Origin of the sequence: Streptomyces sp. NPDC007896, from assembly GCF_042959425.1 — a bacterium.
GTDB lineage: Bacteria > Actinomycetota > Actinomycetes > Streptomycetales > Streptomycetaceae > Streptomyces.
In genome coordinates, this window is record NZ_JBIBKX010000004.1 from 144,299 (window position 1) to 160,241 (window position 15,943).

General features: G+C 69.9%; 12 protein-coding genes. 1 reads left to right on the forward strand and 11 read right to left on the reverse strand.

Features of this window, described 5'->3' with window-relative positions:
- Nucleotides 1–12: 12 nt before the first annotated feature.
- From ACFZDJ_RS15295 to ACFZDJ_RS15315, 5 genes are all read right to left on the reverse strand, one after another.
- Nucleotides 13–2,361 carry an FtsX-like permease family protein gene (locus ACFZDJ_RS15295; RefSeq protein WP_391059409.1) on the reverse strand — a complete coding sequence of 783 codons (2,349 nt, stop codon included), beginning with the start codon at nucleotides 2,359–2,361 and terminating at the stop codon, nucleotides 13–15.
- Nucleotides 2,358–3,044 (reverse strand): ABC transporter ATP-binding protein, encoded by a 687-nt coding sequence (locus tag ACFZDJ_RS15300; protein WP_384912466.1) that lies wholly within the window; start codon nucleotides 3,042–3,044, stop codon nucleotides 2,358–2,360. The genes ACFZDJ_RS15295 and ACFZDJ_RS15300 overlap by 4 nt, the downstream gene beginning before the upstream one ends.
- Nucleotides 3,041–3,565 (reverse strand): PadR family transcriptional regulator, encoded by a 525-nt coding sequence (locus ACFZDJ_RS15305; protein ID WP_095852791.1) that lies wholly within the window; start codon nucleotides 3,563–3,565, stop codon nucleotides 3,041–3,043. The genes ACFZDJ_RS15300 and ACFZDJ_RS15305 overlap by 4 nt, the downstream gene beginning before the upstream one ends.
- 398 nt (nucleotides 3,566–3,963) lie before the next feature.
- Entirely contained in the window at nucleotides 3,964–4,242 is a 279-nt protein-coding gene (locus tag ACFZDJ_RS15310; protein ID WP_384912470.1) for a hypothetical protein, read from the reverse strand.
- On the reverse strand, nucleotides 4,239–5,189 hold the full coding sequence (locus tag ACFZDJ_RS15315) for an SPFH domain-containing protein (protein ID WP_391059413.1): 951 nt from the start codon (nucleotides 5,187–5,189) through the stop codon (nucleotides 4,239–4,241). Before ACFZDJ_RS15315 ends, ACFZDJ_RS15310 begins: the two co-directional genes overlap by 4 nt.
- Nucleotides 5,190–5,545: 356 nt before the next feature.
- Here ACFZDJ_RS15315 and ACFZDJ_RS15320 point away from each other — a divergent pair, with 356 nt between their 5' ends.
- On the forward strand, nucleotides 5,546–7,846 hold the full coding sequence (locus tag ACFZDJ_RS15320; RefSeq protein WP_391059415.1) for a transglycosylase domain-containing protein: 2,301 nt from the start codon (nucleotides 5,546–5,548) through the stop codon (nucleotides 7,844–7,846).
- A 63-nt stretch (nucleotides 7,847–7,909) separates the two neighbouring features.
- On the opposite strand, the gene ACFZDJ_RS15325 is transcribed toward ACFZDJ_RS15320, so the two are convergent.
- The 6 genes from ACFZDJ_RS15325 to ACFZDJ_RS15350 form a co-directional block, all read right to left on the reverse strand.
- Nucleotides 7,910–9,373 carry a catalase gene (locus ACFZDJ_RS15325; RefSeq protein ID WP_391059417.1) on the reverse strand — a complete coding sequence of 488 codons (1,464 nt, stop codon included), beginning with the start codon at nucleotides 9,371–9,373 and terminating at the stop codon, nucleotides 7,910–7,912.
- Between the two features lie 133 nt (nucleotides 9,374–9,506).
- On the reverse strand, nucleotides 9,507–11,672 hold the full coding sequence (locus tag ACFZDJ_RS15330) for a SpoIIE family protein phosphatase (protein ID WP_384912481.1): 2,166 nt from the start codon (nucleotides 11,670–11,672) through the stop codon (nucleotides 9,507–9,509).
- Nucleotides 11,673–11,991: 319 nt separating this feature from the next.
- Nucleotides 11,992–12,684, reverse strand: a complete 693-nt coding sequence (locus ACFZDJ_RS15335; protein ID WP_180362044.1) for a DUF402 domain-containing protein — start codon at nucleotides 12,682–12,684, stop codon at nucleotides 11,992–11,994.
- Nucleotides 12,685–12,810: 126 nt separating this feature from the next.
- Nucleotides 12,811–14,211, reverse strand: coding sequence for an aspartate ammonia-lyase (locus tag ACFZDJ_RS15340; RefSeq protein WP_390932434.1), 1,401 nt, complete (start codon nucleotides 14,209–14,211; stop codon nucleotides 12,811–12,813).
- A gap of 80 nt (nucleotides 14,212–14,291) precedes the next feature.
- On the reverse strand, nucleotides 14,292–15,185 hold the full coding sequence (locus tag ACFZDJ_RS15345) for a DUF2690 domain-containing protein (RefSeq protein WP_391059419.1): 894 nt from the start codon (nucleotides 15,183–15,185) through the stop codon (nucleotides 14,292–14,294).
- A gap of 240 nt (nucleotides 15,186–15,425) precedes the next feature.
- Nucleotides 15,426–15,929: an SH3 domain-containing protein gene (locus ACFZDJ_RS15350; protein ID WP_391059422.1), complete on the reverse strand. Its 504-nt coding sequence runs from the start codon at nucleotides 15,927–15,929 to the stop codon at nucleotides 15,426–15,428.
- Between the last annotated feature and the right edge of the window lie 14 nt (nucleotides 15,930–15,943).

The following is a 15,943-nucleotide window of genomic DNA, read 5'->3' on the forward strand; positions in this document are numbered from 1 at the left end:
CCACGGGCCCCGTCACTCGGTGCGCAGTCCGTCCGGTCGCATCATGCGCAGCAGCGGTGGCAGGCTGAGTGCGGTCACCAGCAGGACGACTCCCGCGCCGATGCCGGTCATCGACAGCAGGCTCGGCCAGTCCACGCGCACCGAGACGCTCGTCATCTTCTGCAGGACCACGCCCAGGGTCACGCCGACCACGGAAGCGAGCAACAGACCCAGCGCGATCGGGATCGCGGTCTGCCAGAGCACCGACAGGCTCAGCGTGCGGCGTCGAGTGCCGAAGGCGACCAGGACGGAGAGCAGTTTCTTTCGCTCGCGCAGCTGTTCCAGCTGGGAGACCAGCAGGCTCGCGCCGATCAGGAACAGGACGCAGGCCGCGCCGACGGACAGGCCGGTGCGGATGGAGGTGTAGCGATTGTCCTGCTCGGTCGACGCCCAGGTCCAGGCGTGGGCCAGCGGGCTGAGCTTGGCCGTGGTGTTGCGAACGAGGTCGTAGACGTCCCGTGTCGACTGGTCGATCTGCAGGTAGGCGTTGCCCTCGATCGCCTGTGCGGCCCCGGCCGGCAGTGCGCTCGGGGTGAACAGGATGCCGCCGGTCAGACCGTTCGTCGCATCCGTGCGGATCCGGGCTGCCTTGATGTCCTTTGGCACGGTCCAGGCGGCCTGCCTGCCCCTGAAGCTCTGGGCGTAGGAGGGGTCGATGTAGAGGGTTCGGCCGGGCTTGCCGAGCTTCGCCGCGTCCAGGTCGCTGTCGGCGCCCTTGACGAGGAAGACGTCGCCGTCGCGGCACGTCGGCAGCGTGGCCACCTCGCGCAGCGACGCGCAGTTGCCGACGGTCGCGGTCGTGGACGTGTTGGGGTCCCGCTTCCGGTCGCCCAGCGAACCGGAGCCGATCGCGGTGACCTGTCGTACGCCTTTGGTCCGCGCGAACTGCTCGCGGGCCTGGTCGAGCGGGACGTCGTACGGGAGGCGGATCTGCATCTGCGCCCGCTGGAGGTCGTTCGACGTGTCCTTGGTGTAGTCGCCCTCGACCCCGGCGAACAGCATTTGCAGGGCGATGGCGCCGGCCACCGCGACCGCGATGCCGTTGACCATGCGGGCCGCCGTTCCGCTGCTCAACTGGAGTCTGCGGATGGCGAGTTGCCAGGACACCGAGCCGAATCCGAGCCGGGCGACGACCGTTTCGACGATCCAGGGCAGCAGCGCCGTGACGCCGATCAGGAGCAGCAGGACACCGCCGATCACCAGGTACTGGTTGAAGTTTCCGCTGGTGTTGCCCTTGCCGATCATCGGGTAGAGCATCGCGAGTCCGCCGATCGGCAGCAGCAGTCGCCACCACAGCCGGCGCCGCGCGGGCTTGGCCGCACGGACCACTCCGAGCGGCTCGATGACGACCCCGCGCAGTGCGAGCAGGGTGACGAGGACCGCGGCCGCGGGCACCGCGACGGCGACCAGGGCGGCCAGTGCGGGCGTGGGGTTCAGATAGCTCGGGAACACGCTCTTGCCGAAGATCTCGACGGATCCCGCCAGTTGACGGGTCAGCAGGAAGAAGACCGTGCCGAAGGCGAGCCCGAGGACGGCGCCCGAGAGGGCCTCGCCCGCGGCGATCCGCCGGGTCATCCGGCTGTCGGAGCCGACCAGGCGCAGTGCCGCGAGCCGCCGGTCGCGCCGCTCGCCGCCGAAGCGCACGGCCGCGGCGATGAAGACACCGACCGGCAGCAGCAGCACCACGAAGACGACGATGATCAGGAGGAGGAGTACCGGGTCCAGTTTGTCGGGCGGTCCGAGGGGCTCCCCGAAGTGGTCGATACGGGTCACTCTGGAGCCGTCGATCCTCGGGGCGAGGTTGTCTGCGCCCGCGTAGAAGCTGAGTTCGTTCGCGCCGACGAGACCGGGCTCCCCGATGGTGCCGATGGTGCGGTAGGGCAGCCGCTCGCGCAGCAGTTTCCCGCTGCCGGACTTCAGCAGGTCCGCCAGCGCGGGGGAGACCACCATCTCGCCCGGCGCCGGGATCTTCTTCACCCCCGGCGGCAGCGGCGCCCGGGCCCCCTCGGGTTGCACCTCGCGTCCGCGGATGTCCTTGTCGCGGTAGGTGTCGTCGACGGCCGCGACGAGAAGGGTCCGATCGGACGCCTTGGGTATGCCCACGTCGGTGAACGTGATGTCCGTACGGGCCTTCTCGCGGTCGCTGCGGGCCTGGAGCGCACTCGGCAGCGCCGTGGTGAGCAGCAGCAGCGCGACGCCGAGCCCGACCCCGACGGCCGTGAGGACCGCACGCATCCAGCCCTCGCGTCCGCCGGTGAAGGCGAACTTGGCGCCCATGGCCAGGTCTCTGGACCACTGCCGGACGCTGGGAGCGACGCTCATACGATCCGCTCCATGTCGCGGGACTTGCCGTCGCGTACGACGATCTCGCGGTCCGAGTAGGCGGCCACCCGTGCCTCGTGCGTGACGAGGACGACGGCGGCGTTGGTCGAGCGGGCCGCCTCGGTGAGCAGATCCATCACGCGTTCGCCGTTGAAGGAGTCGAGTGCTCCGGTGGGCTCGTCCGCGAAGAGTACGCGCGGGCTGGTGACCAGTGCCCGGGCCACGGCGACCCGCTGTCCCTGGCCGCCGGATATCTCGCCCGGCCGCTTGCCCTTGAGGTCGTGGACCTCCAGCCGTTCCATCCAGGACAGGGCGGTTCGCTCGGCCTCCTTGCGCCCGGTGCCGTTGAGCCGCAGCGGGAGGGCGACGTTCTCGACGCAGGTCAGTTCGGGCACGAGCTGCCCGAACTGGAACACGAACCCGAACTCGCTGCGCCGCAGCGCGCTGCGCTGGGCGTCGTTCATGGTCGCCATCTCCTGGCCGTTGTAGACGATGGACCCGGAGTCCGGTGTCACGATCCCGGCCAGGCAGTGCAGGAGGGTCGACTTGCCGGAGCCGGAGGGGCCCATCACGGCGACGACCTCGCCCGGGTGGATGGAGAACTCGGCGCCGTCGAGGGCGTTGGTGGGGCCGTACGCCTTGCGCAGGTCGTGGGCCGTGAGCAGGGAGCCTGCGGGGGTCATCGGGTTACCGCCTCGGCGAGTTTTTCGAGGCGCGCGGCGGTGAGCTCCAGCCACCGCAGGTCGGCCTCCAGGTGGAAGAGGGCGTGGTCGCAGATCAGCTGGTCGGCGAGGTCGCCCTTGCGCTTGCGGTCCGTCAGGATGCGCATCATCCGCAGGTGCTCGGACCGCTGGGTGTCGAGGATCTCGGAGGCGTCCCGGTGCGTGAGCAGGGCGAGGACGATCTTCGTGTAGAGGGTCGACTGCAGATACGGCTCGGGCTTCTCCGGCGTCGCGAGCCACTGCTGTACGTCGGTGATCCCGGCGTCGGTGATCGCGTAGCGCTTGCGCTCCGGGCCGCCGCCCGCCTCTATCCCGTCGACCTCGACGAGTCCGTGCTTGAGCAGCCGCGACATCGTCGAGTAGACCTGGCCGTAGTGCAGCGGCCGGTCGTGACCGAACTTCTCGTCGAAGGCCCGCTTCAGGTCGTAACCGTGACGGGGCCCGGACTCCAGGAGTCCTAGGAGGGTGTGACCGATGGACATGCCGAGCACTCTACATACGGCGTATACACCGCACGTATACACACCGCGAATAGATCATGGTGAACCCAGCGTCCGTGCAGGTCACCCCCGATTGTCACGGTTCCGTCACCACGGTTCCCTCGCCCCCGCCGCCCCTACCCGTCCCATCCCTGGGGGCTCCGCCCCCAAACCCCCGATCGGCCTGAACGGCCTCGTCCTCAAACGCCGGACGGGCTGAAGATGCGGCCCGGGGCTCTTAGGGGCGCGGGGAACTGCGCGACCGGGCCCCACCGGCCCGCAGTCGAAGTGCGACCTCCGGCTTTCAGGGGCGCGGGGAACTGCGCGATCAGCCCCCACTCACTCGTAGGCAGCAGACAGGCGGACGCGGCGGGGGGCGGGGGAGAGGAACCCGGGGGTGCCTACTCCTCCGCCGCGTCCGTCGCGGAAGCGGCCGGTCGCCCCCGCCGGGGAATCGGCCCCGCCCCACCCGGCAACCGCCCCGCCTCCGCGAGCGCCCGCCGCAACAGATACTCGACCTGCGCGTTCGCCGAGCGCAGCTCATCCGCCGCCCATCGAGTCAGCGCTTCATGGACAAGCGGATCCAGCCGCAGCAGAACCTGCTTGCGCTGTTGCGGCTGCCGCTGTGGCTGTGGCTGTGGCCGACGCTCGGGGACCGACCCCCCGGAGGGATCCGTCACTGGTAGAGGGACCCCGTGTTCAGGACGGGCTGCGGAGCCCGGTCACCGCACAACACCACCAACAGGTTCGACACCATCGCCGCCTTCCGCTCGGGGTCCAGCTCCACAATGTCCCGCTCGGTGATCCGGGCGAGCGCGGCCTCGACCATCCCGACCGCCCCGTCCACGATCTCGCGCCGCGCCGCGACCACCGCCCCGGCCTGCTGGCGCTGAAGCATCGCGGAGGCGATCTCGGGAGCGTACGCGAGATGCGTGAAGCGCGACTCGATGATCGAGACCCCGGCCGCCTCCACACGCGCGTGCAGTTCGACGGCGAGCTTCTCGGTGATCTCCTCGGCGTTGCCGCGCAGCGAGAGACCGTCCGCGTCGTGGGCGTCGTAGGGGTACTCGATCGCGATGTGCCGTACGGCCGCCTCGGTCTGCGTGGCGACGAACTCCAGGAAGTCGTCGACCTCGAAGGTGGCCTGCGCGGTGTCCTCGACCCTCCAGACCACGACCGCGGCGAGCTCTATCGGATTGCCGTAGGCGTCGTTGACCTTGAGGACGGCGGTCTCGTGGTTGCGTACCCGGGTCGAGATCTTCGTGCGGGAGGTGACGGGGTTCACCCAGCGCAGCCCGTCCTGGCGGATCGTCCCCCGGTACCGCCCGAAGAGCTGGACGACCCGCGCCTCACCGGGTGCCACGGTGTTCAGCCCGCACATCGCGATGAACGCGGCGAGGCCGATCAGGATGCCGGGAACGATCAGCGCGGCCTTGGCCCCGCCGGCGTCGACCGTCGTGGCGGCCGCGATCAGGCCGACGCCGAGCAGCAGCCCGACCAGGCCGAACAGCAGCGCGAGCCCGCCGCCGATGCTGTGCGCGGCGAACTCCCGTACCCGCGGGTCGGGCATCCGCGGCACATCCCCGAGAGAGGTGGGGTCGCTGGGAGTGGAGTCGTGTTCCGGCATTGGTGCCCCCCGTTTTCGTACGGCGGAAGCCCGTATGACTCCCACCCGTCCAAGGCCATGCAGGCCTATCTAAGTGATATCACTTTACCCGGCAGCGCAACCTTCCACCCCTCCAGGTCGTCGGTTGAGATGGGGCGGATGCGAAGTCCTGAGTAGTACGTGCTGATTGTCACGTCCGCAAAAGACCGGATCGGCAGCCCTTTGTCATAGCGCGTGGTGTTAGTTTGCTGAGCTGACCTCAGCGGCGAACCTGTGTGACGCGCGAACACGAACGCGACACCCGAGCGCGTGAGTGAACGCGGCAGGACACGCGTACAAGAGAGCGCGACACGAGAGCGAGCGGAGCGAACGCAGCCATGGGACGAGCGGAAGAGAGACGAGCGCGGCAGCACGGTGGCCGCCGCGCGGCGGCCATGCCCTCGTCCGGAGGAAAGCCCCGCCGCACCGGCATACGCCGGTTCGTGAACTGGAAGACGATCCTCGGCACCTTCCTGGGCTTCTGTCTGCTCGGCATGGGTGCCTTCATCGTGCTCTACATGGTCGTCTCCATACCCAAGGGCAACGCGGACGCACAGCGTCAGAGCAACATCTACAAGTACAGCGACGGCAGCACGCTCGCCCGCACGGGCAAGGTCAACCGTGAGATCGTCGGCCTGGACAAGGTGCCCAAGGACGTCCAGAAGACCTTCGTCGCCGCGGAGAACAAGTCCTTCTACAAGGACGCCGGCGTCGACCTCAAGGGCACGGCCCGCGGTCTGATCAACACCCTGTCCGGCAAGGGCAAGCAGGGTGGTTCGACGATCACCCAGCAGTACGTCAAGAACTACTACCTCACCCAGGACCAGACCATCACGCGCAAGCTGAAGGAACTGGTCATCGCGCTGAAGGTGGACCGTCAGCAGACCAAGGACGACATCCTCGCGGGCTACATCAACACCAGCTACTACGGCCGCAACTCCTACGGCATCCAGGCGGCGGCCCAGGCGTACTACGGCAAGGACGCGAGCGAGCTCTCGGTCGAGGAGGGCGCGTACCTCGCCTCGCTGCTCCAGGCCCCGAGCCAGTACGACTGGGGTGTCGCCACGCCCACCGGCAAGCGGCTGGTGACGGCTCGCTGGAACTACACCCTCAACAACATGGTCGAGGAGGGCTGGCTGCCCGCCGCCAAGCGCGCGACCCTGAAGTTCCCGACCCCGCAGGACCCCAAGGGCGTGCCCGGCATGGAGGGCCAGACCGGCTATCTGGTGGACGCGGCCAACAGCGCGCTGGCCAACCGGCTGGTGGCCAAGGGCGCCGCCGCCAACTACGAGGACGCCAAGGCGCTGGTCGACGCGGGCGGCTGGACGATCACGCTCAACATCGACAAGAAGAAGCAGACGCAGCTGGAAGTCGCCGTCAAGACGAAGCTCACCGGCAAGCTGGACGCCAAGAAGCGCAGGGTCGACGGTGATGTCGAGGCCGGTGCCGCGTCCGTCGACCCCAAGACCGGCAAGGTCGTGGCGATGTACGGCGGCGAGGACTACTTCAAGCACTACGTGAACAACGCGACCCGCCGCGACTACCAGCCCGCCTCCACCTTCAAGCCGCTGATCTTCGCGGCGGCCCTGGACGAGCAGGCCAAGACGCAGGACGGCCAGGACATCACGGCGGACACGGTCTACGACGGCACCAGCGGTCGCTCCGTCAAGGGCAGCGCCATCGGCTTCGCGCCGCCCAACGAGGACGACCAGAACTACGGCGACGTCACCGTCCAGACCGCGATGAACAAGTCCATCAACTCCGTCTTCGCGCAGATGGGCGTCGACGTCGGAATGGACGAGGTCCTCAAGGTCGCCGGCAAGCTCGGCATGGACACCAAGGGCATGCAGGCGGTGCCCGCGCAGACCCTCGGCACCATGGGCGCGAGCCCGCTGGAGATGGCGGGCATCTACGCGACCCTCGACAACCACGGTCGCAAGGTCACCCCGGCCGTCGTCGCCTCGGCCGAGCACAAGGACAGTTCGGTCGACTTCCCGAACCCGATCGGCGACGCGGTCATCAGCTCCCAGGCGGCCGACACGGTCACCTCGGTGCTCACCGGCGTGGTCAACGACGGCACGGCCCAGGGCTCGGTGGCCCAGGCGGTCGACCGCAACGGCCAGCAGGTCGCGGGCAAGACGGGTACGTCCGACAACAACAAGTCGGCATGGTTCTCCGGGTACACGCCGAACCTGGTCACCTCGGTCGGTCTGTTCGGAGAGGTCCCCAAGGACCGCAAGGACACCGGTGGCAAGGTGGTCAAGCAGGGTACGCAGGTCTCCCTGAAGGGCGCCGCGGGCGGCGGCCGCGTCAACGGCGGCGGCTTCCCGGCCCAGATATGGGCGGCGTACACCTTCAACGCGATGGGCAGCGTCACCACGTTCGACCTGGACACCACCCAGGGCGCGGCGATGGAGCCCAGCACCACGCCGACGATCAGCGAGACGCCGAGCGACACGCCCTCGCAGACCCCGACCACCGAGCCGCCGACGAGCGAGCCGCCCACCACCAGCGCCCCGCCGACCCCGACGTCCGAGCCTCCGACCACCCCGGTGACGACACCCCCGACCACTCCGACGGGGACCCCGACCGACGTGATCACACCAGAGGACCCGTTCAACCCGAACAACCAGCAGTGACCGACAAGGGCGCGAAGACCGGTGCGGCCGGTCTTCGCGCCCTTGTCGTGCCTTCTGGAGTGTTCAGCCTCCGTTGACGTTGTGGGCGATCCGGTCGCCCAGTTCCTTGTCGATGTTGCGCCAGTACTGCAGGGCGCGGTCCAGGACCGGACGGGAGACGTCGGCCTTCAGGTGGCCGGTGACGTTCGAGACCAGGCGGTCGCGGGCCGCGTCGTCGAGGACCTGGCGGACCATCGTGCCCGGCTGGCCCCAGTCGTCGTCCTCGCTGTGCAGCTTGTACGCCTCGCGCACCAGCTCGCCCGTGGCCTCCCAGCTCGCCGGGTCGCCGAACTGCCCGTAGTCGGCCGCGGGGCCGCCGTAGGAGTTGGGCGCGTACGGGCGGGCCGCGAGCGACGGCTCGTAGCGCATCGGGCCGTCCTTGGCGTACGAGTTCGCCGGGGCGTGCGGACGGTTCGGTGGCAGCTGGGCGTAGTTCGGGCCGATCCGGTACCGGTGTGTGTCCGGGTAGGAGAACAGCCGGCCGAGCAGCATCTTGTCCGGTGAGGGACCGACGCCCGGGACCAGGTTCGAGGGCTCGAAGGCGGCCTGCTCGATGTGGATGAAGTAGTCCTCGGGGTTTTTGTCGAGGGTCATCCGGCCGACGTCGATCAGCGGGTAGTCGCCGTGCGGCCAGACCTTGGTCAGGTCGAAGGGGTTGAAGCGGTAGTCCGCCGCGTCCTCGAACGGCATGATCTGGACCTTCAGGCTCCAGGTCGGCGCGTTCCCGGACTCGATCGCCTTGTAGAGGTCCATGCGGTGCAGATCCGGGTCTGTACCGGCCAGCTCGTCGGCCTCCGCCTGGGTGAGGAAGTCGATGCCCTGGTCGGTCTTGAAGTGGTACTTCACCCAGAACCGCTCACCGGCGCCGTTGATCCACATGTAGGTGTGGGAGCCGTAGCCGTTCATGTTGCGGTAGGTCTTCGGGACGCCCCGGTCGCCCATCAGATAGGTCACCTGGTGCGCCGACTCGGGCGAGAGCGTCCAGAAGTCCCACTGCATGTCGTTGTCCCGCAGCCCGTTGTCGGGGCGGCGCTTCTGCGAGCGGATGAAGTCCTGGAACTTGATCGTGTCGCGCACGAAGAAGATCGGGGTGTTGTTGCCCACCAGGTCGTAGTTGCCCTGCTCGGTGTAGAACTTGAGCGCGAAACCACGCGGGTCGCGCCAGGTGTCGGGCGAACCCTGCTCGCCGGCCACGGTGGAGAAACGGGCCAGCATCTCGGTGCGTTTGCCCGGCTGGAAAAGGTCGGCCTTGGTGAACTGACTGACATCATTCGTTACTTCGAAGAACCCGTATGCGCCACTGCCCTTGGCGTGGACCACCCGCTCGGGAACCCGCTCCCGGTTGAACTGGGCCATCTTCTCGATGAGGTAGTGGTCCTGGAGCAGGATCGGGCCGTCGGGACCGACGGTCAGCGAGTGTTCGTCGCTCTCCACCGGAATGCCGGCGTTGTTCGTGGTGTACGGAGCCTTCTGGGGTGCCTGCGTCATGAGCGTCCTCCCGTCAAGAAGAGAGTCGTCAGATCGCTTCGCTCACCTCAGCAGTCAACTCTGCCGACAGGATGTCGGCAACCGGGCCGCCGTGGGGCGAGGTGGATCGCGTACCCCTGCGCCCCCGGTCCATTCAGCCCCGGTTCAACTCGAACCAGACCACCTTTCCGGTGCTCAGACGCGTGGCGCCCCACCGTCTGGCCAGTTTGTTGACCAGATACAGGCCACGCCCGCCCTCGTCGGTGGCGCGCGCCTGCCGCAGCCTGGGCAGCTGCGGCACGTCGTCGCCGACCTCGCAGCGCAGCACGTCCGTACGCAGCAGACGGAGGGTGACCGGGCGTGACGCATAGCGCACGGCGTTGGTGACGACCTCGCTGACCAGCAGCTCCACGGAGTCGCTCATGTCCTCCATGCCCCAGCGGGACAGCGCCCGGCGGGCCAGGCGCCGGGCCCGCCCGGGGGCCGCGTCCTCCGGCTCCAGGTGCCAGTACGCCACATCGCTCGGCGCGATCCCGTCGAAGCGGGCGGCGAGCAGCGCGATGTCGTCGTCCCGGTCGCCCGGACCGAGCATGTCCAGCACCTCGTCGCAGAGCGCTTCCAGCGGCGGCGGATGGTCCGGGCCGGTGAGCTGCGCGGTGGCGGCGAGCTTCTCGCGCAGCTGCTCTATGCCGGTCCACACGTCCCTCAGGCGCGACTCGACCAGGCCGTCCGTGTACAGCAGGAGCGTCGCCCCGGCGGGCGCGTCCAGCTCGACCGCCTCGAAATCCACTCCTCCTACGCCGATGGGGGCGCCCGGCGGCACCCGCAGCACCTCGGCCCGGCCGCCCAGGTGCAGCAGCACCGGCGGCGGATGGCCCGCGTTGGCGATGGTGATCCGGTGCGCGACCGGGTCGTAGACGGCGTACAGACAGGTCGCCATGCGGTCGGTGCCCAGGCGCTGGGCCTGCTCGTCCAGGTGGTGCAGCACCTCCTGCGGGGGCAGGTCGAGCCCGGCGAGGGTCTGCGCGGTGGTGCGCAGCTGGCCCATGATCGCGGCCGAGGTCATCGAGTGGCCCATGACGTCACCGACGACGAGGGCGACGCGGCTGCCCGGCAGCGGGATCGCGTCGTACCAGTCGCCGCCCACCCGCGCGGTCTCCGCGGCCGGCAGATAGCGCGAGGCCAGCCGCACCCCGGTGGGGCGCGGCAGCGTCTCGGGCAGCATGGTGCGCTGCAGCTCGTCGGCGATGTACGCCTCGCGGCCGTACAGCACCGCTTTGTCGATGCCGAGCGCGCTGTGCGTGGCGAGCTGGGCCGCGACCAGCAGATCGTCGGTCTCGAACGCCATCCGCTCGGGGCGGCGCACGAACAGCGCCGCGCCGATCACCCGGCGCCGCCCGCGCAGCGGGGCGAGGATCGCGCGCTGGCCGGTGGGCACGATCAGCTCGTCGCCGAGCAGCTCGGGCAGCGCGGCCCGGGCGGCGGGCGCGTCCGCGAAGACCGGGCGCACGCCGCGCAGCACCTCGGCGAGGGCGCCGCCGGGGCGCACCTCGCACAGCTCGGCCGTCATCGCCGAAAGCTCGTTCGGCTCGGGCCGCAGCGCGGGCATGAAGCCGTTCTCGGTGTCCCGCTCCTCGGGGATTCGGTCGGTGCGCCGCAGCCGCAGCACGAGGGGCCCGGTGGGCCGCTCGTCGCCGACCGGCAACGGGTCGCGCAGATAGACGAGGATCGCGTCCGAGAAGGTCGGCACGGTGGCCCGGCACAGACCCATGACGATCTCGTCCAGGTCGATGCCGCGGGCGATCCGGCGGGTCGCTGCGCCCACGAAGCGCAGCCGGTCCCCGTCACGCCGCATCGGCATCGGGCCCGCGTGCGGCAGCCCCTGCCCGGTACGCCGGTCCGTGCCCGTGGAGTTCCCGGACGGCCGGTCCCCATCCATGCCCGGCTGGGCCGGGATGCCCTCGGGAGCCGGGCGCGGGCGGTGCGCGTCGGGCTCGCTGGCCGAGGGCTGGGAGTGCTCGGGCCCGGGGGAGGCGGGCGGCGGCGTGGACGCGCCGGTGCCCGAGGGCGACGGCGTGTCGGTGCTCGCCGACGCCTGCGTGGCGGACGATCCGTGCTGACCGCAGGGCGTGCTCGGCGCGGAACCGGTGGGGGCGTCGCCGGTGCGGGCGGGTTGCGCGGGTAATGCGCCGGGCGCGCGCAGCGGCTCCGGGGTATGGAGGAGCGCCCCGCGGGGGTCCGCGGGGGTGGAGGGCCGGCCGGCGCCGCTCTGGCGGCGCTCGTGCGAGGTGGGGTGCTCCGTCACGCGTGTCGAATCCATCCGTCCGGGGCTGCGCGCCGTGCGTGCAGTTCGTCCCGCAGCCCCGATACCCGGAATGTGTGTCCCGGGAACGGAATCTGCGCGTCGTCAGGACGGGGCCTGCCCGTCGCCGACGTGAACGCCGTCGTCGGGCCGAACGCCCTGTGCGGCCCGGTGGGCCGTCCGCCGACCGTACCGCCGTGGCCCTCGTACCCCTCGCTCACGTCCTGCCGCCCCTCGGTGACGTATGGTCAAGCCCAGCGCATGCTGCGGGAGTTGCTGCTGTGCGCCCTTGCGGAGGACGATCCTACGGTTGTACCACGGGGGCGCATCAAGGGTCTCATGAGGACACGTGCGCGGGCGTACGGTCCCAGTCATCCGGCAGGGAAGGAACCGGCCAGGCGGGATCCGGGCGCCAGTGCTGCCAGCCGTCCGAGAACGGCGCGCCCCAGGCACGGATCACCTCCACCGCACAGTGCCCTGCCTCTCTTACCTGTGCGGCCAGTTGAGTATCCATCAATCCGGCCCGTTGCGCCTGTGCGAACTCGTCTTCGTCGAGCCAGTGCCAACTGCGGTCCGGGTGGACGGAGATGTCCAGGAAGTGATCCTCGGAGTCGACCCCGCCCTCCCAACGGGCGAGCGGGGCTTCCAGGTTCACGTACCAGTTCTTGAACCGCCAGCCCGGTTCCCAGAACAGCCACACCGACCAGGGCTCGCCGGGCCGCGCCAACTTCAGCACTCCGTTGCCGAACCAGCGGCCCCGCTGCACCGTTCGCGCCTTGGTGTAGCGGGACTCCAGCGGTTCTCCGTGCACCGGTGTACCGTCGGCGAGCACGGGCTTCACACACTCCGTGCCGGGCGCCATCCACACCGCGAGCAGTTCCTCGTCGTCCCGTACGACGGTCACGGGGCGGCAGATGTGGAACTGCTCACCGGCGTTCTCCCGGTACCGCCACAGAATGTGACTCCCGGGGGCCCAGTACACCGTCGACCCGCCCGCCGCCACTCGCCTCACCGCTCCACCCTCTGCCATGACCAGATATTAGGTGCCACAGGCATACGACGCTGCGGTGCGCGTCACGGTTCGCGCCATGGAGCGAATGACGTAACGAAGGCGTCATCCAAGGGCTTCCAAGGTCATCCGGAGGGTGAACGCCGTTTACGGATGCGTCATCCTCAGGACATCGAGCGCCTCGTCCAGCTGTTCCAGGGTGAGGTCACCGCGCTCCACGTACCCGGACTCCAGGACGACCTGGCGGATCGTCCTGCGTTGCGCCAGTGCCTTCTTGGCCACCTTGGCGGCCTCCTCGTAGCCGATGTACTTGTTGAGCGGTGTCACGACCGACGGCGAGGACTCGGCGTACTCGCGGGCCCGTTCGCGGTGGGCGACGATCCCGTCGACGGTGCGGTCGGCGAGCAGGCGAGAGACGTTGGTGAGGAGCCGGACGGACTCCAGGACGTTCTTCGCGATGACCGGAAGCATGACGTTCAGCTCGAAGTTGCCGGCGGCCCCGGCGACGGCGACCGTCGCGTCGTTGCCCATCACCTGGGCCGCGACCATCAGCACCGCCTCGGGAATGACCGGATTCACCTTGCCGGGCATGATCGAGGAGCCGGGCTGGAGGTCGGGCAGGCTGATCTCGGCCAGGCCTGTGCGCGGACCGGACGCCATCCACCGCAGATCGTTGGCGATCTTCGTCAGCCCGACCGCGATGGTCCGCAGCTGCCCGCTCGTCTCGACGATCCCGTCCCGCGCGCCCTGCGCCTCGAAGTGGTCACGGGCCTCGGTGAGCGGTAGCCCGGTGGCCCGCGCCACCTCCGCGATGACGGCCGCGGAGAACCCGGGCGGCGTGTTGATCCCGGTGCCCACGGCGGTCCCGCCCAGCGGCAGTTCGGCGAGCCGGGGCAGCGAGGCCCGGAGGCGCTCGACGCCGTACCGCACCTGCGCCGCGTACCCCCCGAACTCCTGCCCGAGCGTCACCGGCGTGGCGTCCATGAGATGCGTACGCCCCGACTTCACGACGTCCGCGAACTCCTCGGCCTTCCGCTCCAGGGCGGCGGCGAGGTGTTCCAGGGCCGGAACGAGATCCCGCGTGACGGCGGCGGTGGCCGCGATGTGGATCGAGGAGGGGAACACGTCGTTCGACGACTGCGAGGCGTTCACATGGTCATTGGGGTGTACGTCCCTGCCGAGCCGCTCGGTCGCGAGCGTGGCGATGACCTCGTTGGTGTTCATGTTGGAGGACGTTCCGGAACCCGTCTGGAAGACGTCCACCGGGAAGTGCGCGTCCCAGCGCCCCTCGGCGACCTCGCCCGCCGCCTCCTGGATGGCCTCGGCCACGTCCTTGTCGACCACCCCCAGCTGCGCGTTGACCTTGGCGGCCGCGCCCTTGATCAGCGCCAGCGCCTCGATGTGCGCGCGCTCCAGACGCTGACCCGAGACGGGGAAGTTCTCCACGGCCCGCTGGGTCTGGGCCCGCCACTTCGCGTCCGCGGGCACCCTGACCTCACCCATGGAGTCGTGCTCGATCCGGTACGGGGCTGCCTGTTCGTCGGCCATCGACGATCACCTCCAGTGGGGACAGCATCGCGGACGTGCCCCGTGTTCCCGGCCAGGCGGCTCCCGTTTCTCCCGGGGAGTCAGCTCTGTGAGCCGCCGAGCGGTCCGGTGCACGCCGACGTCCCGCCGACCTTGGCGCAGGCCTCCGCCCCGCGCGGGCTCGACGCGGCCAGCATCGGGCTGCTGTAGCCGTCCGAGGGGTCGCCCCGGTAGGCGGCGGACAGCTCGTCCTGGTCGGATCTGATCGAGATCTCCCGCGCCCCGCCGGTCCTGGTGCGGACCTCCGACCAGACCGTCGCGCACGAGGGGGAGAAACGCAGCAGCACGACCTGCCCGGCGCGCGTGACGGTGCTCTCCGTACGCGCGTCACGGCCGCAGGCCTCGGGGGTCGGGAACTGCCCCTGGCAGTCGCGGCCCCGGCAGAAGGCGCTCGTGGGGGCCGCGGGCTGGTCGGGGTCGAGGACGTCGGCGGCGCCCGCGGTGACCACCACCGTGGCCGCCATCGCCGCAAGGGCGATGACGGCCCGGTTGGACCCCCGGACGCGCCGGCCCCGAACCGGCGCGTCCGGAACCGCGGCCTGTGGGACCGGGGCCCCCAGGGGCGGGGTCGCCGCCCTTGACTGGGCCTGGGACGCGGCGTCCCACAGGGAGAGCAGAGGACCCGGGTCGGTGTCCGCCAGACGGCCGAGCGACTCGACGGCCGAGCGCGGCGGAAACTGATCGCCGTTCAGATAGCGGTGCCAGGTCGACTTGCTGAACGGGGTGACGGAGGCCAGCGCGGCCAGACTCAGGCCCGTCCGCTGCTTGAGGCACCGGAGCCGCTCCATCAGCAGCTGCTCCTCGTCGATGTCCTCCGTGCCGATGCGCTCCGTATCGATGTACCCCGTGTCGATATGGTCTGTTTTTGTGCGTACTGCGTTGCTGTGTTCTGTCTCGTCCGACGAGTCGGGCAGCGGCTGTCTCTTGACCCTCACGTGGCTCTTCCTCTCGCTCCCTCGCCCTGCCGGGGTGACCGCCCTGATGTGTTCCCTCGCACGGTGCCCGGGCACACCCCGATCGCCCGAATGCGAACCGAATATGAAGGGGAGTTGACCTGCTGTTTCGTCAGGAGAGTGGGGTCGTCGGCTGATCGACTTGTCCTACCGGGCCGGCGGGGCGGACCTCGCCCCGCCGGCCCGGCGCCGGACCTCAGGAGGCGAGCGGCGGGGCGTTCGTCAGCACCAGCGGACGGCGCGGCTGTTGCGGACGTAGTGGGCGGAGACGTAGCCCCGGCCGTTGGCGAGCTTGTACCAGCGCGAGTTGCCCATGACGGAGGAGCCGTTCTTCTTGCAGACGAGAGTCACCACGCGGCCGGCCCGACGCGAGCCGACGACCCGGTAGCCGGTACCCGGACCGGACCGGACGCGCAGACGCGTGTGATGGGTGGTCACCCGACCCAGGACGTGCCGGGCGTGGTGGTGGTGCGTGTGGGTGATCACGTAGTGCTTGTGGTGGTGCCTCGGGGCCAGTGACAGGGCGTGCGAGGCGCGCTGGAGGCCGGGGATCGACGACTGCGGGGACGCCGGGTACCAGCTCGACGACGCGACCGGCGAGGACGCGGCGCCCCGGGCGGGAACGTGTGGAGCGGCCGGGGCGGCGGAGGCGACGGCTGTCACCGGGAAGACGGCGACAGCCGCGATCGCGGCCACCAGGCCGTTGCGCAAGGTGCGACCAATCATGGGATTTCCCTCCG